Source organism: Curtobacterium sp. BNK-1 (genome assembly GCF_048685235.1).
Taxonomy (GTDB): Bacteria; Pseudomonadota; Gammaproteobacteria; order Enterobacterales; family Enterobacteriaceae; genus Pantoea; species Pantoea agglomerans.
Genome location: NZ_JBLQTJ010000004.1, coordinates 505,263 through 529,893, shown reverse-complemented (window position 1 = coordinate 529,893; position 24,631 = coordinate 505,263). Strand labels below are relative to the sequence as shown.

Annotated in this window: 24 protein-coding genes; 14 read left to right on the top strand and 10 right to left on the bottom strand. The window is 48.9% G+C overall.

Translation table 11 applies throughout. The annotated features are described in order from the left end of the window. Window positions 1-156: 156 nt before the first annotated feature. A complete protein-coding gene (locus tag ACMGGP_RS22890) occupies window positions 157-777 on the top strand; it encodes a TetR/AcrR family transcriptional regulator (RefSeq protein ID WP_033773452.1) in 621 nt (206 codons plus the stop codon). A 223-nt stretch (window positions 778-1,000) separates the two neighbouring features. Next, on the top strand, window positions 1,001-1,153 hold the full coding sequence (locus ACMGGP_RS22885; protein WP_080701291.1) for a DUF1232 domain-containing protein: 153 nt from the start codon (window positions 1,001-1,003) through the stop codon (window positions 1,151-1,153). 161 nt (window positions 1,154-1,314) lie between these two features. On the opposite strand, the gene ACMGGP_RS22880 is transcribed toward ACMGGP_RS22885, so the two are convergent. Beyond that, entirely contained in the window at window positions 1,315-2,262 is a 948-nt protein-coding gene (locus ACMGGP_RS22880) for a LysR family transcriptional regulator (protein WP_498798955.1), read from the bottom strand. Between the two features lie 171 nt (window positions 2,263-2,433). Here ACMGGP_RS22880 and ACMGGP_RS22875 point away from each other — a divergent pair, with 171 nt between their 5' ends. Both ACMGGP_RS22875 and ACMGGP_RS22870 read left to right on the top strand, forming a co-directional pair. After that, on the top strand, window positions 2,434-3,597 hold the full coding sequence (locus ACMGGP_RS22875) for a mandelate racemase/muconate lactonizing enzyme family protein (protein ID WP_050679309.1): 1,164 nt from the start codon (window positions 2,434-2,436) through the stop codon (window positions 3,595-3,597). Window positions 3,598-4,023: 426 nt separating this feature from the next. Then, entirely contained in the window at window positions 4,024-5,424 is a 1,401-nt protein-coding gene (locus ACMGGP_RS22870; RefSeq protein ID WP_498798954.1) for an MFS transporter, read from the top strand. A gap of 163 nt (window positions 5,425-5,587) precedes the next feature. Here the strand turns inward: ACMGGP_RS22870 and ACMGGP_RS22865 are convergent, their stop codons facing one another. The 3 genes from ACMGGP_RS22865 to ACMGGP_RS22855 all read right to left on the bottom strand — a co-directional run bounded on the left by ACMGGP_RS22865 (window position 5,588) and on the right by ACMGGP_RS22855 (window position 8,312). Next, window positions 5,588-5,935, bottom strand: a complete 348-nt coding sequence (locus ACMGGP_RS22865) for a hypothetical protein (RefSeq protein ID WP_167423149.1) — start codon at window positions 5,933-5,935, stop codon at window positions 5,588-5,590. A 918-nt stretch (window positions 5,936-6,853) separates the two neighbouring features. After that, window positions 6,854-7,456, bottom strand: coding sequence for a glutathione S-transferase (locus ACMGGP_RS22860; RefSeq protein ID WP_163641302.1), 603 nt, complete (start codon window positions 7,454-7,456; stop codon window positions 6,854-6,856). Between the two features lie 4 nt (window positions 7,457-7,460). Then, window positions 7,461-8,312 (bottom strand): alpha/beta fold hydrolase, encoded by an 852-nt coding sequence (locus tag ACMGGP_RS22855; RefSeq protein ID WP_187513813.1) that lies wholly within the window; start codon window positions 8,310-8,312, stop codon window positions 7,461-7,463. A gap of 101 nt (window positions 8,313-8,413) precedes the next feature. On the opposite strand from ACMGGP_RS22855, the gene ACMGGP_RS22850 reads away from it, so the two are divergent. Beyond that, window positions 8,414-9,277, top strand: coding sequence for a LysR family transcriptional regulator (locus tag ACMGGP_RS22850; protein ID WP_498798953.1), 864 nt, complete (start codon window positions 8,414-8,416; stop codon window positions 9,275-9,277). Between the two features lie 167 nt (window positions 9,278-9,444). Here the strand turns inward: ACMGGP_RS22850 and ACMGGP_RS22845 are convergent, their stop codons facing one another. Further along, window positions 9,445-10,617 carry an EAL domain-containing protein gene (locus ACMGGP_RS22845; protein ID WP_010247030.1) on the bottom strand — a complete coding sequence of 391 codons (1,173 nt, stop codon included), beginning with the start codon at window positions 10,615-10,617 and terminating at the stop codon, window positions 9,445-9,447. A gap of 818 nt (window positions 10,618-11,435) precedes the next feature. On the opposite strand from ACMGGP_RS22845, the gene ACMGGP_RS22840 reads away from it, so the two are divergent. Beyond that, window positions 11,436-12,614, top strand: a complete 1,179-nt coding sequence (locus tag ACMGGP_RS22840; RefSeq protein WP_010247031.1) for a methyl-accepting chemotaxis protein — start codon at window positions 11,436-11,438, stop codon at window positions 12,612-12,614. A 524-nt stretch (window positions 12,615-13,138) separates the two neighbouring features. Here the strand turns inward: ACMGGP_RS22840 and ACMGGP_RS22835 are convergent. Beyond that, entirely contained in the window at window positions 13,139-13,738 is a 600-nt protein-coding gene (locus ACMGGP_RS22835; RefSeq protein ID WP_033768909.1) for a hypothetical protein, read from the bottom strand. Between the two features lie 305 nt (window positions 13,739-14,043). Here ACMGGP_RS22835 and ACMGGP_RS22830 point away from each other — a divergent pair, with 305 nt between their 5' ends. The 4 genes from ACMGGP_RS22830 (at window position 14,044) to fetB (ending at window position 18,053) form a co-directional block, all read left to right on the top strand. Next, window positions 14,044-15,402: an esterase-like activity of phytase family protein gene (locus tag ACMGGP_RS22830; protein ID WP_498798952.1), complete on the top strand. Its 1,359-nt coding sequence runs from the start codon at window positions 14,044-14,046 to the stop codon at window positions 15,400-15,402. Between the two features lie 430 nt (window positions 15,403-15,832). Next, the gene (locus ACMGGP_RS22825) at window positions 15,833-16,321 is read left to right on the top strand and encodes a hypothetical protein (protein WP_187513810.1); all 489 of its coding nucleotides are present in this window, start codon (window positions 15,833-15,835) and stop codon (window positions 16,319-16,321) included. Between the two features lie 297 nt (window positions 16,322-16,618). After that, window positions 16,619-17,287 (top strand): iron efflux ABC transporter ATP-binding subunit FetA, encoded by a 669-nt coding sequence (fetA, locus tag ACMGGP_RS22820; protein WP_182504804.1) that lies wholly within the window; start codon window positions 16,619-16,621, stop codon window positions 17,285-17,287. After that, entirely contained in the window at window positions 17,274-18,053 is a 780-nt protein-coding gene (fetB, locus tag ACMGGP_RS22815) for an iron efflux ABC transporter permease subunit FetB (RefSeq protein ID WP_010247036.1), read from the top strand. The genes fetA and fetB overlap by 14 nt, the downstream gene beginning before the upstream one ends. A gap of 205 nt (window positions 18,054-18,258) precedes the next feature. Here the strand turns inward: fetB and ACMGGP_RS22810 are convergent, their stop codons facing one another. Beyond that, a complete protein-coding gene (locus ACMGGP_RS22810) occupies window positions 18,259-18,639 on the bottom strand; it encodes a VOC family protein (RefSeq protein ID WP_498798951.1) in 381 nt (126 codons plus the stop codon). Between the two features lie 270 nt (window positions 18,640-18,909). On the opposite strand from ACMGGP_RS22810, the gene ACMGGP_RS22805 reads away from it, so the two are divergent. Continuing rightward, window positions 18,910-19,317, top strand: coding sequence for an ABC transporter permease subunit (locus ACMGGP_RS22805; RefSeq protein WP_498798950.1), 408 nt, complete (start codon window positions 18,910-18,912; stop codon window positions 19,315-19,317). Between the two features lie 150 nt (window positions 19,318-19,467). Here ACMGGP_RS22805 and ACMGGP_RS22800 read toward each other — a convergent pair whose 3' ends face one another. Next, window positions 19,468-19,980, bottom strand: a complete 513-nt coding sequence (locus tag ACMGGP_RS22800; protein WP_010247039.1) for a hypothetical protein — start codon at window positions 19,978-19,980, stop codon at window positions 19,468-19,470. A 321-nt stretch (window positions 19,981-20,301) separates the two neighbouring features. Here ACMGGP_RS22800 and ACMGGP_RS22795 point away from each other — a divergent pair, with 321 nt between their 5' ends. From ACMGGP_RS22795 to ACMGGP_RS22785, 3 genes are all read left to right on the top strand, one after another. After that, complete coding sequence (locus tag ACMGGP_RS22795) at window positions 20,302-20,613, top strand: antibiotic biosynthesis monooxygenase (RefSeq protein ID WP_498798949.1); 312 nt, start codon at window positions 20,302-20,304, stop codon at window positions 20,611-20,613. A 171-nt stretch (window positions 20,614-20,784) separates the two neighbouring features. Next, window positions 20,785-21,423 carry a TetR/AcrR family transcriptional regulator gene (locus ACMGGP_RS22790; protein ID WP_158149870.1) on the top strand — a complete coding sequence of 213 codons (639 nt, stop codon included), beginning with the start codon at window positions 20,785-20,787 and terminating at the stop codon, window positions 21,421-21,423. Then, entirely contained in the window at window positions 21,420-21,602 is a 183-nt protein-coding gene (locus ACMGGP_RS22785; RefSeq protein ID WP_073999505.1) for a hypothetical protein, read from the top strand. The genes ACMGGP_RS22790 and ACMGGP_RS22785 overlap by 4 nt, the downstream gene beginning before the upstream one ends. A 175-nt stretch (window positions 21,603-21,777) precedes the next feature. Here ACMGGP_RS22785 and ACMGGP_RS22780 read toward each other — a convergent pair whose 3' ends face one another. Both ACMGGP_RS22780 and ACMGGP_RS22775 read right to left on the bottom strand, forming a co-directional pair. Further along, on the bottom strand, window positions 21,778-22,002 hold the full coding sequence (locus tag ACMGGP_RS22780; protein ID WP_498798948.1) for a hypothetical protein: 225 nt from the start codon (window positions 22,000-22,002) through the stop codon (window positions 21,778-21,780). 288 nt (window positions 22,003-22,290) lie between these two features. After that, on the bottom strand, window positions 22,291-24,477 hold the full coding sequence (locus ACMGGP_RS22775) for a TonB-dependent siderophore receptor (protein ID WP_033743907.1): 2,187 nt from the start codon (window positions 24,475-24,477) through the stop codon (window positions 22,291-22,293). Window positions 24,478-24,631: the final 154 nt, after the last annotated feature.

The following is a 24,631-nucleotide window of genomic DNA, read 5'->3' as shown; positions in this document are numbered from 1 at the left end:
TTTGTAACGACTAAAAATTGCGAAACCCTCCGGATAACGGGTTTTACAATATATATACCGATCGGTATATATCAGAAAGTATAGGGCACACTGAGGCTTGTCAAGTATATATGTATCGATTAGTATTTATGTACGATAAGCGAAAAAGGAGCGGATATGGCTCAGATGGGACGCCCACGGACATTTGACCGGAACGAGGCAATTCGTCAGGCGATGACCCTTTTCTGGCAGCATGGTTACGAGTCCACTTCGCTTGCCATGCTCAAGTCAAACCTCGGCAACGGCATCACCGCCCCAAGTTTCTACGCCGCGTTTGGTTCAAAAGAAGCGCTGTTTGAGGAGGTTGTCGATTGTTATATGACGACTTTTGGTCAGGTTAACGATTGCCTATGGGATGACACGCTTGAACCCCGTGACGCTATTGAACTGGCGTTGCGTCGTTCTGCAAAAATGCAGACAGAACAGGGGCATCCCAGTGGTTGCCTGATTGCGCTATCCGTTAATACTTGTTCGCCAGCGAACGAGCACATTCGTGAGATTCTGGCAGCGCAGCGCGATCGGACCAGGGCGGGATTTTTGCGATGTGTCACAAGAGCGAAAGAGGCGGGACTCCTGGCTTTCGATACCGACGTGCGCGCGCTGGCCACGACCCTTCACAGTTTTGAGATCGGCCTGTCGACTGAAGCCCGTGATGGCGCAACCGGCAATGAACTCGATTCGGCGGTATCAACCGCGATGAAAGCCTGGGATGCTAATGCACTGAACGTTGTTGAGTGACAGAGAACGGCGCTTAGTTTCAGCACGAAGCTTGTGCCTGTCAGAGAGCAACTATGCGGAAGCGTAAAGTAAGCACGTCTCAATAAGTTAATGCCTGTTAGTGAGTATCAAACTTATTGCTGACACCAGACAATGGGTGTGAGACATCAAACGGGACTGCACGCGGTATGGCTTGCCGCCCGCGATCTCCGCACGCCGATGCTCGCTGAAGTGCTGGCGTTGACTGTCGCAGCCTATACTGTTTAACCCACTTGATTTAATACCCGATTTCATTCCCATCATCGGTTATCCCGATTACCTGCTTATAGTGCCTGGGACGTCTTACCCAGTCGATGTCATGCGTGAAAACCGGGAAACCGCAGCGCAAGCTAGTTAATCTCCGGTCGGTCGCATGAAGGCAAGCGGTGTTTATATTGATATGGGTAGTTTGTGCTACTCTGCTTGTCAGGCCACTTAGAGCGTCAGCTTGTGGTTCTGATGTGTTCTCGCTTTATTCCTTTCAGATGTTGTCGCGATCGGCTCAAAATAGTTTTCCGCTCAGATTTGGCCATCTAAGAAAATTTCCCACAACGCTTCTACCGCCCGGGACATCCTCGCTGCGGGTCTGAACAGCCGGATCTCTATGGGTATCCAGAGTGCGCTCTCCTTATGAGCTGCTACGGCAATCGATCCAGCATCAACATCCGGCGCTGCCAGTGTTTCCGGCAGCCAGGCAACGCCATCTCCGGCTTTAACCATGGCGAGTAAGGTGGCAGCAAGATCGGCCGTGAAGGCGATATCCATTCCACGTCTGGCCCGGTTAACCTGTGAGGTATTAGACAGGATGCGGCCCAGGCCGGATTCAGCAGAATAGGAGAGGAAAGGAAACTTCTTACGGCCTGACGCATGGAATAGAGGCTCACGCGTTGTCGGATCGCATCGTGAATACGGCTGTAAAACTTCCCGTCCAAGCCGGACGCTGAGATATTTCGACTGATCGAGATGAATGTGCATATGAGGATGGTAATAACAAAGCAGAAATTGCGCGTCACCTTTCTCAATCATGCGTTCGCAGGCACTTAATGAGTCTGATAACAGTCGAAAAGATCCGAAGCGGGCAATTTTTTCGTTGTTACGCATCAGTGCCGGGAAAAAAGAAAATGACAGTGCATGCGTGGCGGAAAAAATAACATCCGGCCGGGCCTCTCCTGCGGCCTCGATAGATTCACTCCTCAGGGTATAAAGCGCACGAATAAGTTCCGGCACCTGCCTGACGAAAACCTCTCCGGCGCGGGTCAGGCTGACGCCCCGACGATTTCTTTCAAAAATTGGCGTGCCAAGCCACTCTTCTAGCGAGACGATTCTGCGGCTGAATGCAGGCTGTGTCACATATCGTGAAGCTGCCGCACGGGAAAAATTGAGTGATTGCGCCAGCGCAATACAGTCTTCAAGCCAGGTTAACTCCAGATGATGCCGATTTTGCATTACAGGCTGCCTCTTTGGCATTAGAACGGAACCCACGTACTGCTTAGGATAATAGCAGACAGAACAATCAGGTCCTTTAACACTACGCTACTTCATTGTGCCGATGAATGCCGATAAACAGATGGCATGAAATAACTGATTGCGTAGGTATTTTAGTAAAACAGTCTTTGACTGAGAACTACCGGAGAGATCATGCGCATCCTTGATGTTGTAGAAATTACCAAACCCATTGCTTCCCCTATTCGTAACGCGTACATCGATTTCAGCAAGATGACGACAAGCCTGGTCGCCGTTGTGACAGATGTTGAAGTCGACGGGCGCCGTGTAGTGGGATACGGCTTTAACTCTAACGGCCGTTATGGCCAGGGTGGCCTCATCCGGGAACGCTTCCGTGACCGCATCCTGGAAGCCGATCCCGAAAGCCTGCTGAATGCCAAAGGTAACAACCTGGATCCGCATAAAGTCTGGGCTGTGATGATGAGCAACGAAAAGCCTGGCGGTCATGGCGAGCGTTCAGTTGCAGTGGGAACCCTGGACATGGCCATCTGGGATGCAACGGCAAAAATTGCAAACAAGCCGCTGTTCCGCCTGCTGGCCGAAATGAAGGGCGTTGAGGCTAATCCGCGCGTCTTCGTCTATGCGGCTGGGGGTTACTACTATCCGGGTAAAGACCTTGGCGCACTGCGACAGGAAATGCGCGGCTACCTGAACCGCGGCTATAACGTTGTGAAAATGAAAATCGGTGGTGCCTCTCTGGACGAAGACCGCCGCCGTATTGAGGCCGTACTGGAAGAAATCGGCAGCGAAGCGCGCCTCGCCGTTGATGCCAATGGTCGCTTTGATCTGGAAACCGGTATTGCCTACGCAAAAATGCTGCGTGAATATCCGCTCTTTTGGTACGAAGAGGTTGGCGATCCGCTCGATTATTCTCTGCAGGCAGCCCTGTCGGAGTTCTATCCAGGCGCAATGGCAACGGGCGAAAACCTCTTTTCACATCAGGACGCGCGAAACCTGCTGCGTTATGGCGGTATGCGTCCGGATCGCGACTATCTGCAATTTGACTGCGCGCTCTCCTATGGGCTGGTTGAGTATCTGCGCACACTGGATGTGCTGGAGCAGTTTGGATGGTCACCGTCACGCTGCATACCTCATGGCGGCCATCAGATGTCCCTGAATATCGCCGCCGGCCTCGGTCTGGGTGGTAACGAAAGCTATCCCGATCTTTTCCAGCCTTACGGCGGTTTCCCTGACTCGGTGAAAGTTGAAGATGGCCATATTATTATGCCGGAACTGCCGGGTATCGGATTCGAAGGCAAATCAGACCTTATTAAAGAGATGCGGGCGCTGGCTGAATAAGTTTTCGCTTACATTACGGTATGTTTAATGTCACTGCGCCCCTCGTTAAGCCGAGGGGCTGCGGAAAAATATCAATCTCTTAATTAACCTGACGCCTCAGGAAGAATAAATTTATCTGAATCTGAGAGGAGAGTTCGTTATTGAACTGGCAACTGGTAGCATTGTTAATAATTTCGGGTTGAAGGGCTGGCTTTGATTCAGGCACAACATCTTCTTGTAGGTATATCAGCCATCCATTGAATTATCGGCATTCAGATATTATTTTTGGATTAGATATGCACTGGAAATTTTGAGAAATATCAGGCATTTCGAACCACTCATTAACCCTGGTGCCCGACCTGTTTATCCGCGCCTTTAGCTCTCAGGCTGCTCATTTCTCCGTTACATCCTACGGGTAATGAATAAAACATTTTGACTGATATTCAGATGGATTTGAAATCAGCATTTCTTCCCCCTGCCACAGTGTTAAATGAGGAAGTTATCATGAGTGAGAAAACTCTCAAGGGTAATGTGCTTATCGGAAATAAACGCTGGACAATCATATTACCTGCCGTATTCATCATGTATACCATTTCATTTTTTGATCGGGTGAATATAGGCATGGCGCTGCCCCATATAACAGCTGAAATGGGCCTGAGTCCTGTTAAAGCCGGCTGGCTTGGCGGCGCATTTGCCTGGGGTTACGTCGCCACGCAGTTTACCGCAGGATGGCTGGCTCTCCGTTTTGGATCACGGAAAATAATAGGTATCAGCCTGTTTCTGTTTGGGGCCTGCGCAATGCTTACCGGCCTGACGCGTAACTTCGGTGAACTGGTAGCGATCCGTTTCTTACTGGGCATCGCTGAAGGTCCAATTCAGGCCGCCACGGCCATGTTCCTGGCCCAGTGGTTTATGAAGCCTGAGCGGGGGCGGGCATTCGGAATCTGGAATCTTAGCCTGGGTGCGGGCGCGTTTCTGGCCGGTCCGATATCTGGCTGGATCCTTGCACATCATAACTGGCGCATGATGATGGTAATTGAAGGTGCACCGGCCTGGCTGTTCTGCATCATCTGGTTTTATCTGGTCCCTAAAAGTATTCAGGCCGCTGGCTGGCTGAGTGCCGAAGATCAGGATTATATCCAGAAAGACCTGGCCGCTGAGCAGTCAAACTACAGGAATGAGAAATCCGATCCCTGGTGGACCATTCTCAAAATACCGGCCCTCTGGTTGATGCTGATCGGCTACTCCCTGCATAGCATGCTCGCTTACGGTTTTACGCTCTGGCTGCCGACAGCTCTCAAAGGGTATGGCACGCTCAGTGAATTTATGGTCGGTCTTATCAGCGGGATGCCATTCCTGATGACGATGCTGGGCATCTGGTATATCACCCGGCGTTCAGATAAGTACAACCAGGAGCGACGACTGCATGCCGCTATTCCCACCGTCCTCTGTGGTGTGGCATTACTGGCTGCCGCTTTTGTACCGCTGTCATATTACTGGGCTCAGATAGGGTTGTTCATGTTTGTCGGCCTGACAATGAAGATGCTGGTGCCACTGGTTTACGTCAGGCTGACTGAAATTCTCCCGACAAAGAAAGCAGTCCCTGCGGTGGCTTTTGTCGGCGCATGCAGCAACTTCATTGGCCAGTCTGGCGGTCCCCTTATTGCCGGATACCTCAAGCATCTGGGTGGCGGTAGTGATATGACGCTGGCATGGGGCGTTCTGGGGCTGTTCTCAATTGTGGGTGGCGTGCTGTTTGCCCTTGCCGTGGGACGTGAGGAACGCATTCGGGACTTCAGCAAGGCATTTTCTGTGTCTTCACACAGAGCAGTATCAACACGTCAATAATAAAGCGGAATCTTCACACTGCCATCGAACGCCCGATCGGTCAGGATGCGCGGATCAGCATTAAGCACTCTTGTGCACCTGTGGAATTATCATGCTCATCCCCGGCGTGTATCTCTCTCAATACCTGACTGTTACAGCCCGTACTTCACGGGCTTCAGAATGCCTACAATCCCACCAGCGTGATATGTTTCTTTATTGTCAGCGCTTTATACAACGCTTTTGCCAGCGTGCCTGGTTCCACACCTGATTGAGCGCCCTCGGAATCGGTCCAGAACGATTTGATGCGCAGTATAGTGTTGATACTCGTTACGCGTTCCATTTCCAGTACGGCCAGCACAGGATGGCGCATTTCGCCATGTTCCTCTATTGCGTCCGCCTGGATCACTGCGGCGCGGGATGCCTGACTGTCAAAGATAACGTGGCAGCGTACGCCGTTCAGGTTGAGTATGCCGATAACTTCATACAGGCACTGAACAGCCTCTGCACTGTAGGATGCGGGCACAACAAACATAACAGATCCTTCTGAAGTGAAATTTAATGAGCAGCCAGCATAGGCGAACTGTAATCAGAGGAGAAGTTACTGTTTTTGAATGAAAAATGTAGAGTTCTAAGGTTACGATAACGCGCGTTATTTTTACTCCAGTTTTCGCTGGCACTATCAATAACTGAGGTGTAACCCGATCATGGCGTCGGGGCGCGGATTTGACTTAAGGAAAGGCCAGCAGGTGGCAGGTTATTCGTTCCAGTGGGGAATGTATTTATCTGTACGCGCAACGCGTTAGCTGTGTGTTTCAGCCACTTAACAGGATGAACATCAGATTAAGTTTAAGATTTTTCGCGCTCTTCAATCGCTCATCTCTAAATCCTGCCGTCACGTTTAACCCGAGGCCATCAGTATGACATCAGGTGCTGACTCATATATTGTTGTTATCCGTGTAGCAGACCAGTCAGTATGGGTATCAGCTATGTGCCCGATTTTGTCGTACGTGAATCTTTGGATTCGGGGCAACTGAAAGAGGTATTGCCCGGTTACTGTACCAGGCAGGGGTATTTCTCGGCACTCTAGCCGGCCAGCCGATATCTCTCATCGAGAATACGCTGCTTTATCGTTTTTATTGCTGAGTCAGGCCTGTCTCTGTAATCCGTATCGGGAAGTTAATGCTTTCTGAAATCGTATGCACTTTTATGCTTAATTCAAAATCATAAACGCCCGTTTCTGGCATAGAGCAGAGCATTGCCCGTTATATGCAAAAAGCGGATGTTACGTTTATTTGCCTTTATTAGATTATTAAGAGTTATTTATATTGTATGAAGATATTCAATTGGTGCTCATTGAGTCACCTTTTGCTATCGACTAATTCTAAAGCTATAAGTTCTTTATACATTAGGTAAGGCATCATTGGGCTCTCATATACAAAACCCATCCTCATTAAATCAAAGGCGTTGCCAGAAATTCCGGTCGCTGTTCGGCCAGCAATGTAAACCCGGCCAATTCCGGATACTGCGCATGGCTGATGGTATCCGGCAGCATCAATTCTGTAAAACTCCAGGCCACTGCGATGCTGATACCGGCCACAGACAGCATGTCAGGATGACTTTCCCGCAGCCCGTTCTCCAGCGTCTGCCAGGCACCATGCAGTTGTTGAGTTACGCGATCCACCCAGGGCTGGTGCTGTTTTTCTTCAGGCCTGAGACGCTGTTCGTACACAATCTGCACCGCTTTTTCGCAGGCTGCCAGGGCGAAGCCGGTAAGATGCAGATCCCGGAGCTCTTCCACGCCGGACGCAGATGTAGGTGCAGGCGAATGACCGCAATATTTCTCAAGGTAATGAATGATTAGTGTGGAATCGATCAGCACCTGATTATCATCTGTGATAAGCGTTGGAACTTTAACGGCCGGGTTAATTTTCGTTAAGGCATCAAAATCGCCGAATACCGAAAGCGGGCGATGCTCGAATTGAATACCCATTACTTTCATGTAAATAGCAACCCGTCTGACATAGGGTGAATCCAGCATTCCGATCAGGATCATGGCTCTACCTCATATTATGTTGATTAACAAAATCAATTACCTGTGCGGCGACTGGCAAGGGGGCATCTTCCATTAAAAAGTGTCCGGCCTGTTCAAAGATATGCAGCGTGGAAGAGACGATGTTGCGCTGCAAACGCCTTGCATACTCAACGGGTTGCCATTCATCTTCGGCGCCCCATAAAATCTGTACTGGCAGCCGGAGTTGCGGCAATTTTTCTGCAAAGTCACTGGTGTAACATTCATTATAGTGCGCAACCTGATGCTGATAAAATGAAGGCTGCCCTACCACACCACAAAGCGGTGCAAGATAACTATCCAGCCGCTGCTCTGTCATACGATCCTTATTAAAAACAGCCATCTTTAACTGGCGCCACATCGCGCGGTAATGCTCAGTGGCGGGAATCAGCGCATAATCCGCATAGTGATCCCGCATATCTTTCCATGTGGGCGAAGGCCAGGAATCGTAGCTCGGAATATCGGCAATCGTAAGCGTCTTCAGAAGGGATGGGTTGTCGAACGCCAGTCTGAGTGAAATGGCCCCGCCGATATCGTGACCAAAAAGATCTGTTTTTTCGAGCTGCCAGTGTTCAAGCAGTTTCAGCAGAAAACTGACTTGAGCGGTAACCGAAGTATCAGCCGTCAAAGGGCGCTCTGACGCGCCAAACCCAGCCAGGTCATACAGATGAACATGAAAACCCGCATCGACAAATACCGGCACCAGTGACTGCCAGATTATTGAGTGTGCGGGCGTGCCATGAACCAGCACCAGAGGTCTTCCTGAACCATGGACTCCGGTCGCAATGCGACAACCGTTTATCAGAACGTCGTCATTCAGTAATGGGTTATTAGCGGGCATCTACTTTCTCCGTTGTGTTTGTTTCAGTCAGGCTATCCGTTGACTGAATATGACACCAGTGACATTCTTTCCCGCTGTAATCCTACTTTTGTCATACAAAAATGAATAAACGACTCTCCGTTGACTCACTCAGAGTGTTCCGGACCGTGCTGCAAACGGGCAATATGAGTAAGGCCGCATTACTCCTCAACCTGAGCCAGTCCGCTGTAAGCTGGAAGCTCAGACGGCTTGAAGATCAACTTCAATGCCAGCTATTAACGCGCATCGCCGGAAAAGCCGTTCCGACAGAAAAGGGCAGCGTTCTGCTGCAACATGCGGAAAAAATACTTACTGAACACGATCATGCCGTAGCCTATTTTTCGCCTTCGGCACTGCGTGGCAAGCTGCGAATCGGGGTCACTGAACACATCTCAATGACTGAAATATGCGGGGTGATTTCAACCTTCACTCACCACCATCCAGAGGTGGATATACAACTGGTGGTGGAGCAAAGTCATCTCCTGCGTCAGCATTTTTCTGAAGGAAGTCTGGAGATCATTTTACATCAGGATTTCACGGGCACGGCATCGACGGAAGATACGGTATTGTGGAGTGAAAATTTATACTGGTACGCAACGCCTGCCTGGCGACATGACTCGGATAAGAGCCTGAAGCTTATTACCTGGGGACCGGATTGCTATTACCGTAACCTGGCTGAGGAGAAACTTCGCCAGGCAAACATTCCATTTGCTGTGATGCTGGAGTGTCCTTCAGTAGCAGGTATGCTTGCGGCAATAACTACGGGGCTGGGGGTGGGAATACTCAATCAATACAGCGTTGATAAAGCGATTTGTAGCGTGTCTGAACTTGAGAAATTGATGCCTCTGCCTTCGGTTGATTGCCTGCTACGCCTGAACAAATACCGCGTTAACCCAGCAAGCGAAGCCTTCTGCGAGATGCTGACCCGGCTGATGCATAAAGATTGAAAGTGAAGTGGCTGCAATTAGTTGATGAAAAGAGGCGTTGTTAATAATGTCCGCTTCCGACCAGGCGGACATTTTCCCCATCTTCAGCTAACAACCTGAAACTGAAGCCTGCACCGTTAAGGTTATTTTAGCGACAGGGAAGTATCATCTGATGTCGTAAACTGGCACTAAGGCTGAACAAGGCTGTTCTGACGGTCAATGTTAAAGCCAAACACACAAAACCCCAGTAAATCTTTTGCCTCATCCTCCACCCGCGTAATCATAACCAAATCGGTGCTACCGCCGGGCAGCTTTACTTCAAACGGAGGGTAAGGAAGACCTTTTGTCCTGAAATCCTGCAACCAAAGCAGCTTCTCAGCTTGAGACGGTATCACTTCAAAAATATGGCGATGGGTAATGTCCTGCATTGGCCAGCCAACCCGCGCTGCAAAGGTATCACTTGCGTCAACAATCATCAGTTCAGGGCTAAGAAAGCAGATAGAGGTGTCAGGCGCAGCAAACATCGATGAAATTTGATGCGCGCGCTGCTCAAGAGACATTCGTGCCACACGACTATGAAATTTACGGCCAGAGCCAGCGGTGAGAAAATTATGTGTTTCTTCAGCCGGGATCGGCCTGCTGAATAAGTAGCCTTGTGCATAAGCGCAGCCGATACCCCGCAACATCTCAGCTTGTTCCTCTGTTTCAACACCCTCAGCAATGACGTCCATATCCAGGCTGCGGCCCAAACCGACTACGCTGGAGATAATTTTCCGGCTATCCTTTTTCTGAAGCATTGAACGAATAAAACTGCCATCAATCTTAATCGTGCTGGCGGGAAGCTGGATAAGCCAGGCAAGGCTTGAACAGCCGGTGCCAAAGTCATCCATAGCAATCATACAACCCATTTCAGACAATGCTTCGAGTTCTGCATGAGCCGTCTCAATATCATCGATCAATGCTGTCTCGGTGATTTCTATCCTGAGCCGCGAAAGGCTGAACTGATAACGTTCAGCCAGTTTTCTTAAAATTTCGGGAAGGTGCTTACCGTTCAGTTGTGAAGGAGAAACGTTTAAAGACAGAAACTGGTGTTCTGGCCAGGTGCTCGCTGTCATGAATCCCTGAGCGGCCAGACTTGTCATCAGCTCATTGAGTAACCCATGATGTTCCATAGCCGGAATGAACTCAGCCGGAGATACGATAAGCCCTTCGGGCAAAATACGCCGTGCCAGCAATTCAAAACCCACTACATGCTGATCCTCAAGTGAGACTATCGGCTGAAAAAAAGGTTTAAACTCGCCCGATTTAATTAGCTGCTGATAAGTTGCACGAGCATCAGCATCTTTCAATTTTTCATTCATTTAAATATCCTGAAACGTATTTCTGTAAGGCATTGATGACCTGAGCGGGAACGGAATAGAAAACCTTTTTTAAAACCCTGTTTTGTTTGCGGCGGGAAATTAATCTTTTGCAAACGTCGTTTTTCCGGAGGCCTTAAATTGTCTACGGTTATTAAGTACGAGATACATAGCTATGATGTCAGTGAGCGGGCAAGTTTCATGAACATAAAATGCCATATTTATTTAACTCACGGGTCTGCATGAGGCTGATGGTATCTGGTATGGTAAACCAGAAACAAATTGAAACCAATCCCATAAAAATATCGCTTAAGTTAAATATTAAACCCTGTTAATGCATTTAATATGATCAGCAGCCAGGCTCTCTTATGCGTTGACGAATTATACTTATGGATATCAATAAGTCATGTCCGGACTTTTGTCTGCAGGCAGAGGTGGCAGCTCAAAGCTAAGCCACTCATTTAATACCTGCGATAGCCGGAAAATATAAACTCACAACCGTATGTCAAAACTCAGCATAACAATTCACTGTGAATCTTCATGGGGGATCGGAGCGTCGGGATTATAAGGCCTGAAATTTTTCAGATATCATAGACCAAAGATAATTTCGCGCCACATGATTTCAAAAAAATAAATTTAGCCCGCTGGCGGTGAGGCTCATCCATCACATCAGCTCCGGTAGTTGTCGCTGGCGAGCTATCTATAGCATCTTGTTACAGTATTAATTCAAACCAGCGACCTTTAACTGAATATCCAGAAGGTTCTGCCGATAACCCTTTCAGGCATATTTTTATGCCTGTATATGCTCACCAGGAGAAATAATGCTGAATTTATTCCGGAAACAGTCCGCCAAAGAGCCGACAACGATGGATATCGCTGAGAAATTTATCGATGAAACGATGGATGTGGATCATAGTGATGCCACGCTGCTGAAATGTATTATGAACCTCAGCCAGAAAGGCTACTGGTATGTTGAGACGACCGATCTTAAAAGTGACGCGCCTGCATTTGTTTCACCTGAAGCACGCCAGCTTATGGGATTGCCTCTGCAGAAGGAGGTCGGGCTCTCTTCGCTGATCCAGATGATCCATGCGGATTTCCGGGAAGCGTTCAAAGGTTTGATAAGTCATACACTCAAACATAGCGGTGATGAAAAGCTGTTACGCTGCCTGATCAAAACTGGCGCAAATACCTTTCAGTGGTTTTGCATCCGTGCATCATACAGTCGTGAATTTACGCCGCCGCGCCTGGTTGCCGTTATAGAGAATACAGAAGAAGAAACGTCACAGTCCCGCAAGTTTGATATTGTCTCCACCCGTTTTGACCTGTCGCGCGAAATGCTTAATGACGGCCTCTGGGATCTGGATATTATTGGCGGAAATCCCCTGAATCCCGACAACGTATTCTGGTGGTCACCGCAGTTCAGGAAGCTGCTGGGTTTTGAAACCATTGAAGAGTTCCCTGATGTGATGGACAGTTGGGCATCACGCCTTCACCCGGATGACAAACAGAATGCGCTCGATGCTTTCGTCAGCCACCTGATGGACTTCAGTGGTAAAACCGGTTTTGATATTGAATATCGTCTTAAACTGCGAAGTGGTGAATACCGGTGGTTTCAGGCCCGCGGGCAGACTAAACGTGCACCTGATGGTACCCCTTTGCGTGCCGTCGGCGCGCTTATTGATATTCAGGGCCGTAAAGACCGTGGGCGACATGAGGAAAGCGAAGTCAGGCGAAACATTCAGACCGCCGAAACCGCAAAAGAAATTGCCGAACTCGTCTCTGAAAACGGGATTATTGCTGCGCAGATCAAACTCATTTCACTGAACGCCAGTATCGAAGCCGCGAGAGCAGGTGTACATGGCCGTGGGTTTTCTGTCATCGCCAGTGCTATCCGGGGATTAGCAGAAAGGACGGCAGATATCACCGGACACATTTCTCGTCTTCAGATGCGAATAAGTAATTCTGCTAGCGGCATAGAAAAATCGCCTGAACAATAAACATCACACATTGATGAACACTTACCACAGGTAAATACAGGGATGTTCTGGTGAAGAGATACCACAGCATGTCTTTGATTTACTGTAAACAGAACATCAGTTCAGTTCGCAGTTTCACCCTATGAAAATTCTCCCGGAGCGAGTACACATTTCAGTATGCGAACTTGCTCTGGGAGTTACTCAGCACCTCAGAGCAGAGAGTATGGCCTTGTCATCTTTTATCAGCCTGGGCTTTAAGAAATCATGTGTCTGATAGAGGTTTGTTATGGGCGGAAGGGAGACGTTGAGTCAGATTAAAGTCATTAGAAAATGCCAGCCTGCTGGTGGCTGAGGCTCTGTGTGTATAAAAATTTTCAATAAGGACTGAAAGCTTATCTGAGCTGGCTTTGTGCAGATCTGTCCCGCATCACGTTTGATAATCATCTCGCCTGAATATCACCTGCTGCTCTTCAGCCTTTGTCATAAAACCATGATCAGCGTCTGGCACTTAGCCGCCAGAAGATCATCTGGCGGCATCAGTCACTTTAGAAACCAGGTGTGCGGGTTTGTTTACTGTCCATCAGTTTAATACGGGCATTTGTCCACGATGGGTCATTCATCTCCAGGGATGTGCCTGATAATTTCAGTACCGGCTGCTCAGGATCCGGGCCGCATGCCATGGTTGCCATTTTTCCGGGCGCTTTACACCAAACCATTGGTGTATAAGGTGCATTTGACTGGACACCATATTTTTCAACGGCGGCTTTGGCCATGGCATTTTTATTCTCAGTGGAGTATGGGAGCTCGTAAGAAATCTGAGACACAGCCAGCGCATGTTTCGGATCTGCAGGAACACGGCCTTCAAAATGTACAAGCAGTTTGACGCCGTTTTTTTCGTAAGCAATATACTGTGGCTGCTTATCTCCTGTTACCACATTTAGAGCCGGGTATTTATCAACGTCTAACGATGATGCTGGCACATGAAAGTGCTCAGTCATGGCTTTTACGGCCTCATCATAATCCATACCGGTTTTTACCCCGGCAACATCAAAGGTGATTACATCGGCAGCCCGCAGGTTAGCAGCATGGGCCTGGGATATAGCCATCATTGACATTAAAAACAGAGAAGCACGGCGCATAAACATATCAAATCCTTTTTTTGAAAAGTGAGTAGCCCGCAAGCTTTCTCAACTGTGGTTCACATCCGGAAGTGCATAATGATAGCAATAGGGTGATGAATAAAAATCATTTTTCTGCCAATGTCAGATCCTGGCACTGAGGAGACAGCGTTGTGCACAAGGCAACGTACACTCTACGTTCACCACCTCACCAGCCGGCGCCTTAACGGTGGAAAAATCAACCTGTTAGCAGTCCGTTTTTACCGCAAATATCATTTTCCTGTCATTTATCGTCTTTACGCTGTCAGCTTTCCCTCATGGATTTTAATATTATGAAAATAAAAACGATTTCTTTGATTATCAGTTGTGCGCTCTCTTTTTCTGGTCTTGCGGCGCAACCTCAGGCTGAGCACTATATCGTCAGTTTTCCGGAAGGTGCGCGCGTCAGCTACAGCGGCGCGTTCGCCAGTGCGTTTCCGGATGGTTTGCCGGTGGGAATCGGCTCCGGTTTGCTTTTTACCGGTAAGCAGGGGGATGCGCTCACCTTCGCGACCGTCACCGATCGTGGGCCGAATGCCGACTCACCCGATGTGGGCAAACATGAGTCAAAAATTTTCGTCACGCCAGATTTCGCTCCGCTGCTGATGAATATTCGGGTGCAGAACGGCAAAGCAGAAGCCACGGATGCCCGACCGCTGCATGACGACAAGGGCAATATTAACGGATTGCCGCTACAGGATGGTGTCATCGGCTCAACCAATGAAGTCGCGTTAAGCGACACACTGAAAGTGCTGAAGGGCGATAACCGTGGTCTGGATACGGAAGGAATTACGCCGGACGGGAAGGGCGGGTACTGGTTGTGCGACGAATATGGCCCGTTTCTGATTAACGTTGATCAACGCGGCAAGATTCTGGCGATTCACGGGCCGCAGGCTAATGAAGGGGAAAAATCCATTGCGGGCGGACTGCCTAATATTCTTAAGTGGCGTCAGCCTAATCGTGGTTTTGAAGGGCTTACCCGTATGCCGGACGGGCGCATCATCGCCGCGGTGCAGAGTACGCTGGATATCAACGGTAAAAGTAAAAAGCAGGCGCGCTTTACCCGCCTGGTGAGCTTCGATCCGGCGACCGGGAAAACCGCGATGTATGGATACCCTATCGACAGCCAGGCTTATAGTAAAAACAGCGACGCCAAAATTGGCGATATCGTGGCGCTCGATAATCAGCATATTCTCTTGATTGAACAAGGCAGCGATAAAAACGACGCGATGCGCAACCTTATCTATAAGGTGGACCTCAGTGCGGCTACCGATCTTGCCGCATTCGATAAGCCTGGTGAGTATCCGGAGTCGGACGACGAGAAAGCGCTGGCGCAGCGAGGCATTAAGCTCGCAGCTAAAACGCTGGTGGTCGATTTACGTCAACTCGGCTGGCAGCAGGAGAAGGCCGAAGGACTGGCGCTTATCGACAGTAAAACCCTGGCGGTCGCCAATGACAATGACTTCGGCGTGAAAACGGTCATGCAAAATCCGGTGGAAGGTAAGAAGCGCAAGGATTATCGGCTTAACGAAAAGGGGGAACTTACTGTAGAGGGTGAGCCGGTTGCAACGACGATCGGCGTGAAGCCGCTGAAGAAACCGGAGTCGGACAGCGAGTTGTGGATCGTAACGCTGCCGGAACCGCTGAAATAAACGTTCCCCTTGCCCTGGGCTGTCTGCGCTTAGTGCCTGATTTTCTGTAAAAGAGCAGGATACAGCCCGGATTTACCCGCGAAAGATCGGTCTGCGCCGTTTTGTTATAGCGGCCGGCAGCAGACCGATATTCGTTTAAGCAGTTAAACAGCTTTCCACCGCGTTGCGGCATTAAGCGTCACTGGCGAACTTTAAACGTCAGCCTGGCGTTTATTTTTTATTTTCAATGCGATAACCGCTTCCTTCTGCATCCGAGCGCTTTCGATATCGGGCAACCCGGTCAACTACGGCTCAAGTCGCCAGGTTGCAGGGGGTGATTATAACATTGTGTAATAATATGTTATCTGCCTCTTCAACAGATACTCACCACCGTGTAAGTTCTGGGGTCTCATACGCTTGTTGTCCCCGTAATCCGCTGAGGAGAAAGAGAGTGAAAGCAACCGCAATGGCCGCTACAAGTCTGTTAATGCTGATGAGCAGTGTTCACGCTGAAGGTCTGACGACGTCGGCAGATGGTAACAACCTCACCGTCAGCTTCGGCCAGCCCACCATCAAACAGGTGCTGCACTACCGAAAAATGTATGACAAAAAGCCGTTTCCGGATGCGGAGATTTATTATTACGACAACGGTACCTATAAAATCATTTCTCAGGGCGAAAACCACTACGGTGTTTACGTCATGCAGGGCAAGTTTGATGATGAAACTTTCACGGTGCGTTTTATCTCTCTGCCTTCTGCTGACTGGGGCAATAAAACGGCTTTTCATCAGTTAACTTTTATCAGGGGTGACGAGCAGAACGTCTTTATTCAGAATGCCATTGTGGATACCGGTGAAGCCATTGCGCAGCAGAACGGCACCTATACTCAGGAAAAAAACACCGTAACCAACCCGGTCTCTACCAGCTGGAAAAACAAATAATTGTCGGGTGGCAGCGTGTCTGCCACTCTGATTTAAACCCGATGCCTGCCACGTTCCTCGCGCAGGATCATATTGAGTTTTGGCTGGCGGACACCTCCACACACTGATTTTTTACTCAGAAGATGCATAGCCGCAATTAAATGCCTTATATTTCATAGTCTGATGTACATTTGCCGCGCCCACGACAGCAGTGCGATCGCGCTGCAACATGCAGTACCGGTAATCTGACTGTGAAGGGTAACTCCTGCTTTTTTTGATAATGCCAACACTCAATTTGTCAGGTCCTGAGGCGTAAATATGGACAGAGTTTCACTCCTGCTGGATGTGCAGGATGTCGCTTTTTCAGTCGGGGATAGGCAGCTACTGAAACCGGTCTCCCTGCAGTTATATCAGGGTGATTGCGTCTTGCTGACCGGCCCATCCGGAAGCGGAAAAAGTACCTTCCTCAAAATCCTTGCTTCGCTGATTACCCCCACCTCCGGGCAACTTTTCTTCAGGAACAGTGATATCACCACGCTGAGAGCAGAGGCCTATCGCCAGCAGGTCTCGTACTGTTTTCAGACGCCGCAACTGTTTGGTCAGACGGTATATGACAACCTGGCGCTGCCATGGCAGATTCGCCGTCAGAAACCTCAGCGGGACAAACTTGTTGCTGCGCTGGAAAGCGTAAATCTCTCAGGGGATGTGCTGAATAAACCTGTTGAACAACTTTCAGGCGGAGAAAAACAGCGTGTCGGACTACTGCGCAATCTGCAGTTTATGCCTGAGGTGCTGTTGCTGGATGAAGTCACCAGCGCACTTGATGAAGAGAACAGACTATCAGTACTTTCACTGATTAACCGGATCGCAGCTGAAGAAAAGGTAGCCGTGGTGCGGATTAGCCATGACGTTAACGATATCCAGCAGGCTGAGCAGGTGCTTCGGCTTGAGCCGCCAGAAAAGGAGAATAAGCGTGAATCAGCATAATATCAGTGACACCTCGCTGTTACTGTCACTGACGCTGGTGGCTATAGCGCTGCTTATCAGCCAGAAAGAAAAGCTCGGCATGAGCAAAGATATTCTCTGGAGTGTATCCCGGGCGATAATTCAGCTGGTCATTGTCGGCTTTGTATTAAAGTCGATCTTCGATGTTAATAACAGCTGGCTCACGGTATTGATGGTGCTGTTTATCTGCGTTAATGCCGCGATCAACGCCCGTAAACGCGGACGAAATATTGATAACGCCTTTACGATATCGTTTGTCGCTATTTTTAGTGGCACCGTTATCACGCTAACGATTCTGGTGCTGAGCGGAGCGATAGCGTTTGTTCCGATGCAGGTCATCCCCATCACGGGCATGATCGCCGGTAATGCCATGGTCGCAGTAGGGCTCTGTTACAGCAACCTGAACCAGCGCTTCAGCGACAACCAGCAGAAAATTATGGAGATGCTGAGCCTTGGCGCATCGGTGAAGCTGGCATCGGGCCGCATCATTGCCGACAGCATTCGTACAGCTATGATGCCGACGGTGGACGCTGCCAAAACCGTCGGACTGGTCAGCCTGCCAGGGATGATGTCCGGACTGATTTTCGCCGGAATAGATCCGCTCAAGGCGATTAAGTATCAGATTATGGTTACGTTTATGCTGATAGGAACTGCCAGTCTGTCAACGATCATTGCTGTCTATTTATCCTATCGTCGTTTTTATAATGCCAGGGCGCAGCTAAAAATATCGGATAGATCGCTGGATTAGTGAAACTGATTTGCGGATCTGAATGTTATAGCTGGTGAGGAAAGTAAGTCTGTTATCAGACGCGCTCGGTTGCTTGCGAGCGCTTAACTGACAGCTGAGTGCTCAGGGGATGCTGCAAAAAACTCCCCGCTGATCTGAAGTATCCCGGCAGGGTTCGTGCTTTGATTGTTCATCTGAATGCCTGATACACAACTGGCTTTGGTGTTTAATTCTGCCTGTTCTGATAAAGGTCCCAGCGGTTGCCGTACAGATCTTCAAAAACCACCACGGTTCCGTACTCCTCTTCACGAGGCTCCTGGGAGAATGTAACGCCTTTCGATTTCATGGCTTTATAGTCTCGCCAGAAGTCATCCGTCTGCAGAAAAAGGAATACTCTTCCGCCGCACTGATTGCCGATAAAACCTTCCTGTCTGTCATCTGAAGCGCGAGCCAGAAGAAGATTGCAATCGCTTTCAGGGTCAGGTGTAACTACAACCCAGCGTTTACCTGGCTGCGGTGTATCCTCAACAAGGGTAAAACCCAGCTTTTCGGTGTAATACTCAATTGCCCGATCATAGTCATCAACCACGATGGCCACATATCCCATACATCGCTTCTGCGTTCTCATTTCTGCTCCGTCATGTTTCAGGCCTGGTTGCCTTGAAACATTGTTTTAACACAAACGAGTATCCCTGGTTTAAGTGAATTGATTCAGTCATCACAGTATTCAGCCGTTGCAATAAAGATACATCAGCTGACATCAGCCTATAATTTTTATAAATTCATGGCGCGGGTATAAAAAAAAGTTTGAGGGATTTACTCATACACACTCGATATTCTGCAATCCGTTCCGGTGCTAGGCTAAATCTCTTTTACCGTGACGTTCTTTATTGCGCTGTTTCCTGGACAGGTACTGGGCGTAGAGCTGGCGGCGATCTTCGCATTGTTCACCAGCCTGGCATGGAACATGACCTTTAGCTTCTATCAATCGTTACGCACCGTATCTGCGGATTTGGTGGAGGTTTCCCGCAGTTTCCATCTGACAGCATGGCAATGTTTCTGGAAACTGGACGTGCCTTTTGCCGTTCCGGGGCTGATCTGGAACATGATGATGTCAATGTCTGGTGGCTGGTTCTTTTTCGTGGCCTCCGAAGCGATCACCGTGGGCAATAACGCTTATACGCTGCCCGGCGTAGGCGGCTATCTGGCTCAGGCTATCATGCATAAAGATATTCACGCCATAGGCTGGGTATTGCTCACGATGGTGATTGTGATTCTGGCATAATTTTTTCCTACAATGATCAGACTGAAATCTTCAGCCTGGAAGATATCGAGTTCTGAGTTTTAACAAAAGAATGACGGCTGTTGTATAAAGAAATCATGCTGTTTATGTGTGGGCCTGAAGGTACTCAGGCCCCGAGCTGCGTAATGACGTTTACTCTTTGATTTTAGCGTTAACAATGCTCATGCCTGCCGCATTGCTTCGTTTAGTCACGCGAACCGTTCCGCCGGCAAAATAATTGCCCACGGGTTCACAGACCTTTATCCGTCTTTGCAGGTCCGGATCGTTAACCTCAACACCCGAACAGTCGTGACGCCCGCCGCCCGAAAACTCGCTATAAGCGGTATACTTGCTGAGGGTGCCCGGAAGAAGCCAGATAACCGTGGTCAGCAGCATATAGCTAAAAAAGGCCATCAGCAGAACGGACCCTGCGAAAAGTTTGATGTTATTCATTATGCCGTTGACAGCCTCACCTTTACCCCATTTTTTAATAATAAAAAAAAGAGCCAGTCCCAGCGGCAGGACGGCACACCATAATGCGTCGAGCACAGGTTGAGTCAGAAAGGTATTACGGTCAATTTCATTGCGCCACACAAAAAAAGTAAATAAGCAGCCAAGCACTCCGGTAATTAACAGCGCGAAACGGCGGGTTGAATAGGTATTCATTGGCAGCTCTCTCCCTGAGTCTTAAGTATTTGGCGCTGATAAGCGGCAGTTCCCTGAACCGGTTAGTTCTCATGGTAAACCAAACGTCAGGCGAAATTATCGTATGTTCGAAGGTTATCACGTCGGTCTTTCTTAAGACAAAAAGCATGAGCTTTATGATGGTCAAAATGGGCGATTGTTTGTATGCCCGACGCTCTGTTTATGGTCAACTAGCCGGTAAGTAATTTATTAATATTCCATCTTACACCCCCAGAGAACGAATCGTTGTTCCTGCATTGTCATGTTATGGTTAAAACCCTTCAACAACATGAGGATAGCAACATGATTGTCAGAACATGGCACGGATGCGTACCGGCCAGGCACGCTGAAGGTTTTGCAACTCACTTGCAGAAGACTGGTGTTGAACATTCAGAAGCGACGCCAGGGAATCTGGGAGCGTATGTACGCAGAGAAACGCAGGGTGAGTGGGAACATTTGTTCCTTGCGACGTACTGGGAAGATTTAGAAGCCATCAAAGCCTTTGCAGGCGAACAGTATCAAATTGCTGTTACCTATCCGGACGATGAAGAATATGAGTTGCTATCAGATCCCTACGTTTTTCAGCATCAGGTCCAGACTGTAATCCCATTATAAGTATTTGCCTGCCGCCGCCAGAAGGCGGCCAATGACTCACCTGAACCTGTCCGCTGACTCAGCATAAAATTTTACCAGGCAAAAAGCATGACTTATAACGCAAGGTTTAGATAAAGCCTTTTAATTGTAGATTGATCGATCTACAATCAATCGTCAGCACAGGAGAACCTTATGAAAGCATCAGCAGGCAGACCCAGAGAATTCGATCCAGAGGCGTTCCTCAACACCGCACTCGAATGCTTCTGGCAGAAGGGATATCAGGCAACATCTATGGCTGATCTTATGAAAGCATCGGGTCTGGCAAGTGCCAGCATCTATAAACTTTATCCCGATAAGCGTGCTATTTACCTGGCTGCTTTGCAGCGATATATGGATGAAGGCATTTCAAGGACAGTGAAACGAAATGAAGAAATGTCGCCAGAAGCTGCATTGCGAGAAACGCTCGAATTTGTGGCTCAGTTATCATCTGCTCCTGCCGGAGAGAAAGGGTGCTTTACTATTGCGGCAGCCAGTGAACTTTTACCCGGAGACGAAGAGGTTAAAGGGAAAGTTTCCTTTAAATTTAACCATTTAATTAACGAGATAGAGAACATCTTAAAAAGAGGCCAGGATCAGCGGGTATTTCGCCAGGATGAAGATGCGCGAGTCATGGCTCAAAGCATTTTCATGATGCTGGAAGGTATGCGGATATATGGAAAACTCCAGCCAGCGATTGGAGATCTGAGAAAAAGTAATGACTTCATTGTCAGAACGATACTTTCAGATACCCATGACGTAACCGGCAATAGTGCGGTTAAGGCATCCGCATGATTGAAGTGGGCACCATTGTTCGGCGAAGAAAAAGAAGAAGAATAATGGTGGTAATTGAATATGAAGATGGCATGGCATTGTGCGGCTGGGTCGATAAAGGACGTTTTTTCAAAAGACGTTTTCCACTGTCTGAATTAAAAATATGCGTACCTTATTCAAATTTCTGGTCACTCACCTAAATCACTGCACCTTTAAAGACATCGAGTTCAAATAAACATAATTACCATAACCGGCCGCCCTTAATGCGCCATACTTTAGCGATGCAACAGAGTCAGAATAGTTATCACTCAGCGATCACCGGACATCATCATTGCCCGGTAATCGGCTGATTTACATTGATGCTACAACCTCAGCTTATTTTTGAGACTGCTGATTTTGCTCAGCCTCTTTCTGTTTTTTCTTCGCCATATGATGACCGACTGCGCAGCCCGCTGCGGCACCGGCCACACCATGATGAGCAACATGACCTGCGACGCCGCCTACTGCAGCACCCTTAAGACAGCCCTGGGCATTAGCCTGTAAATTCACCGACAAAAACAGTCCGGTAGCAATAACGATAACTGATAATTTTTTCATCACTTAATATCCTGATAGTTAGTTATAGTTGCAGGTTGAACCCGACAGAGCATAGCCGCACTCTGGGGTGTTTCGCTGGCCGGGATACAGGAATCACGACATTAGTTACCTGTCGTTACGCTTTCCAGAGGGAATGTAAGTATTTAATGCCATACCCGTGAGTCAGATACTTTCCGGCTCGTTAAGCGGCAGCCAGAGATCAACATTGAGAAGATAAAACGGGGAGAGTGTAAACCGGAGGTTAGTCGATGAAGATAAAACAGCGCCTCCACCGGGAAGCGCTGCTGCAGATCAGAAGGACATTGTCAGCCCGGCATAATAAGCGCGTCCCGGTTCGTTATAGGTCGATGCGCCATCAGCCTCGCGATATAGCTGTTTATCCAGCAGGTTATTAATCCCGGCATTGGCACGCAGATTTTTGGTGATGTCATAATTAAAATTGATCCCAAATACTGAATAAGCACCAACTTCGCGATTCGACATTGAATTGTTTTCTGTGCGGGATTCCGCATACTGGCGTGGTTTCTGACGGCCATACATCGTCCAGTTCAGATTAGTGGAGAAATCCTGCGTCACCTGCCAGTCCAGCATTGTATTGATCGTGTATTCAGGAATAATCGACAGCGGATTGCCGGTCTTTTTATCCTTCGACTCGATCATATAAGTTGCGTTAGTCCGCCACTCCAGCTCGTCACTGACCAGCGGGATAGTGAAATTGCCTTCCAGACCTTCGACTACCGCTTTGCCGCCGTTACTCCATTGCAGGATATTGTTGCCATTTGAGGCGTAACCCAATACTTCCGTCCCTGAGACGATTTTGTTTTTATAGTCATTGCGGAACCAGGTGATACCCGCAATATAGCCATCCTGACTGAACTCGATACCCAACTCTTTATTTACGCTGACTTCAGGATCGAGATTTTCATTACCCAGCAGATAACAACTGCCACGGGTAACGTTGATCGGACAGCCATTTCCCCGCGTCGCCAGTAAATAGCCTTCGCTGGACTGATAAAGGTTAGGGGCTTTAAACGCACGGGCGATACCCGCTTTCAGGGTAAAACTTTCTCCCAGAGCCTGAGAAATATTGAGCGACGGACTCCAGTTCGCACCAAAGGTGTCGTGATAATCAAAACGCAGACCGGGGATCACTTCAGTGCTATCGGTCGCAGCAATATTATCTTCAAAATAGAGTGAGCTCAGCGTTGCGCTGTTTTTACTGTTGCGGCTGCCCGCATCACCACTGACACCGTCGATGGATACGCCAGGCGCACTGGTGCCGTTCATTGAATTTGGATCGTTCAGCTCATCTCGGTTCCACTCGGCTCCCAGCGTAACGGTCTGTTCACGCAGCAGTTCCAGCGGGAAGCTGACTTCGCCTCCTGCCCGGTAACTTTCAAAGCGACTGGTTGAGAACGTGTTGCTGTTGATCCGGCCTTCACCCGCACCCGCCGTGCCTTCATTCAGGCGGGTGTTATTGGTTTTTTCATAGTTAAAGGTGAGCTTAGATTGTCCCCAGTCCCAGATGCCATTATGCGCAAGGCCCCAGGTCTGACGATACAGACGGTTGGTTTCCGAACCATCGAGAGATTCGATCAAGGCATTACCGGCACCGTTGCTGTACTGGGTATCCCCGGTGTAAATGTTGCCCTGACGGCTGTATCCGTAGCTGAAATCCAGCACCTGTAATGGCGTGATCTTCCACGACAGCACGCTATTGATGTCTTTGTTGCGGACGCCTTCACGACCGGCGGCGGCAGAACCATTTTGTGACTGGTTAATGTCGAAAGCATCGCTGTCGGTTTTGTTGATGTTGCCATAGAGCCGCATGGTCAGGGCATCGCCCGCCAGCGGACCACTCAGGTTAAAGTTAGCGCGGCGGGTTGCGCCTTCTTTATCATCTTCCGGCTGGTTAGTGTAGAGCGACAGCGATCCGCTCCAGTCATTGGTCGGGCGTTTGGTAATGATATTAACCACGCCACCAGCCGCGCCGGAACCGTAACGCGCTGCCGCCGGTCCACGAATCACTTCAATCCGTTCAACCATCTCTGGTGGTACCCAGTTTGAGTCACCGCGGGAATCGCGCTCGCCGCGCCAGCTATAACGCACCGAATTGCGCGAGGTGGTCGGCACACCATCGATCAGAATCAGCGTATTTTCCGGCCCCATGCCGCGAATATCGATCTGACGATTGTTGCCGCGTACGCCGTTGGCGCTGTTGCCGGTAAGGTTAACGCCTGGCATTTTACGGATAATGTCGGAAAGGTCGTTGACCGGCGGGTTTTTCTCAATGTCCTGCGAGGTGATCACCGAAACGCCAGGCTGCTGTTTCAGCTCCTGTTCAGCGGTGACCAGCATCGTCTCATCATCAGCCAGCTTTTCTGTCTCTTCCTGATTAGCGCCGTTAGCAGAGGTACTCAATAAACCGGCCAGCAGTAGCGCAACAGGGCGCTTATGGACACGCATGGTTACATTCACTTAGAAAATCTCCCTGAAGTATTAAGGCATGTAAGCAAATGCGTATGATAATGATAATAGTTATCATTGTATATCGCGGTAAGCCACCTTTACATTCCATAACAATGGGCTATTTATTCCCCATAACCGTGACCAGAAGGGAGAAGTGACGTTA

Coding starts and splice junctions, on each gene's coding strand:
- ACMGGP_RS22875 (WP_050679309.1), top strand. CDS start 2,434: ATGCGCATCCTTGATGTTGTAGAAATTACCAAACCCATTGCTTCCCCT.
- ACMGGP_RS22880 (WP_498798955.1), bottom strand. CDS start 2,262: ATGCCAAAGAGGCAGCCTGTAATGCAAAATCGGCATCATCTGGAGTTA.
- ACMGGP_RS22850 (WP_498798953.1), top strand. CDS start 8,414: ATGAATAAACGACTCTCCGTTGACTCACTCAGAGTGTTCCGGACCGTG.
- ACMGGP_RS22870 (WP_498798954.1), top strand. CDS start 4,024: ATGGATTTGAAATCAGCATTTCTTCCCCCTGCCACAGTGTTAAATGAG.
- ACMGGP_RS22800 (WP_010247039.1), bottom strand. CDS start 19,980: ATGAATACCTATTCAACCCGCCGTTTCGCGCTGTTAATTACCGGAGTG.
- ACMGGP_RS22865 (WP_167423149.1), bottom strand. CDS start 5,935: ATGTTTGTTGTGCCCGCATCCTACAGTGCAGAGGCTGTTCAGTGCCTG.
- ACMGGP_RS22860 (WP_163641302.1), bottom strand. CDS start 7,456: ATGATCCTGATCGGAATGCTGGATTCACCCTATGTCAGACGGGTTGCT.
- ACMGGP_RS22785 (WP_073999505.1), top strand. CDS start 21,420: ATGATTGAAGTGGGCACCATTGTTCGGCGAAGAAAAAGAAGAAGAATA.
- ACMGGP_RS22795 (WP_498798949.1), top strand. CDS start 20,302: ATGATTGTCAGAACATGGCACGGATGCGTACCGGCCAGGCACGCTGAA.
- ACMGGP_RS22840 (WP_010247031.1), top strand. CDS start 11,436: ATGCTGAATTTATTCCGGAAACAGTCCGCCAAAGAGCCGACAACGATG.
- ACMGGP_RS22855 (WP_187513813.1), bottom strand. CDS start 8,312: ATGCCCGCTAATAACCCATTACTGAATGACGACGTTCTGATAAACGGT.
- ACMGGP_RS22845 (WP_010247030.1), bottom strand. CDS start 10,617: ATGAATGAAAAATTGAAAGATGCTGATGCTCGTGCAACTTATCAGCAG.
- ACMGGP_RS22890 (WP_033773452.1), top strand. CDS start 157: ATGGCTCAGATGGGACGCCCACGGACATTTGACCGGAACGAGGCAATT.
- ACMGGP_RS22810 (WP_498798951.1), bottom strand. CDS start 18,639: ATGGGATATGTGGCCATCGTGGTTGATGACTATGATCGGGCAATTGAG.
- fetA (WP_182504804.1), top strand. CDS start 16,619: ATGGACAGAGTTTCACTCCTGCTGGATGTGCAGGATGTCGCTTTTTCA.
- ACMGGP_RS22790 (WP_158149870.1), top strand. CDS start 20,785: ATGAAAGCATCAGCAGGCAGACCCAGAGAATTCGATCCAGAGGCGTTC.
- ACMGGP_RS22830 (WP_498798952.1), top strand. CDS start 14,044: ATGAAAATAAAAACGATTTCTTTGATTATCAGTTGTGCGCTCTCTTTT.
- ACMGGP_RS22835 (WP_033768909.1), bottom strand. CDS start 13,738: ATGTTTATGCGCCGTGCTTCTCTGTTTTTAATGTCAATGATGGCTATA.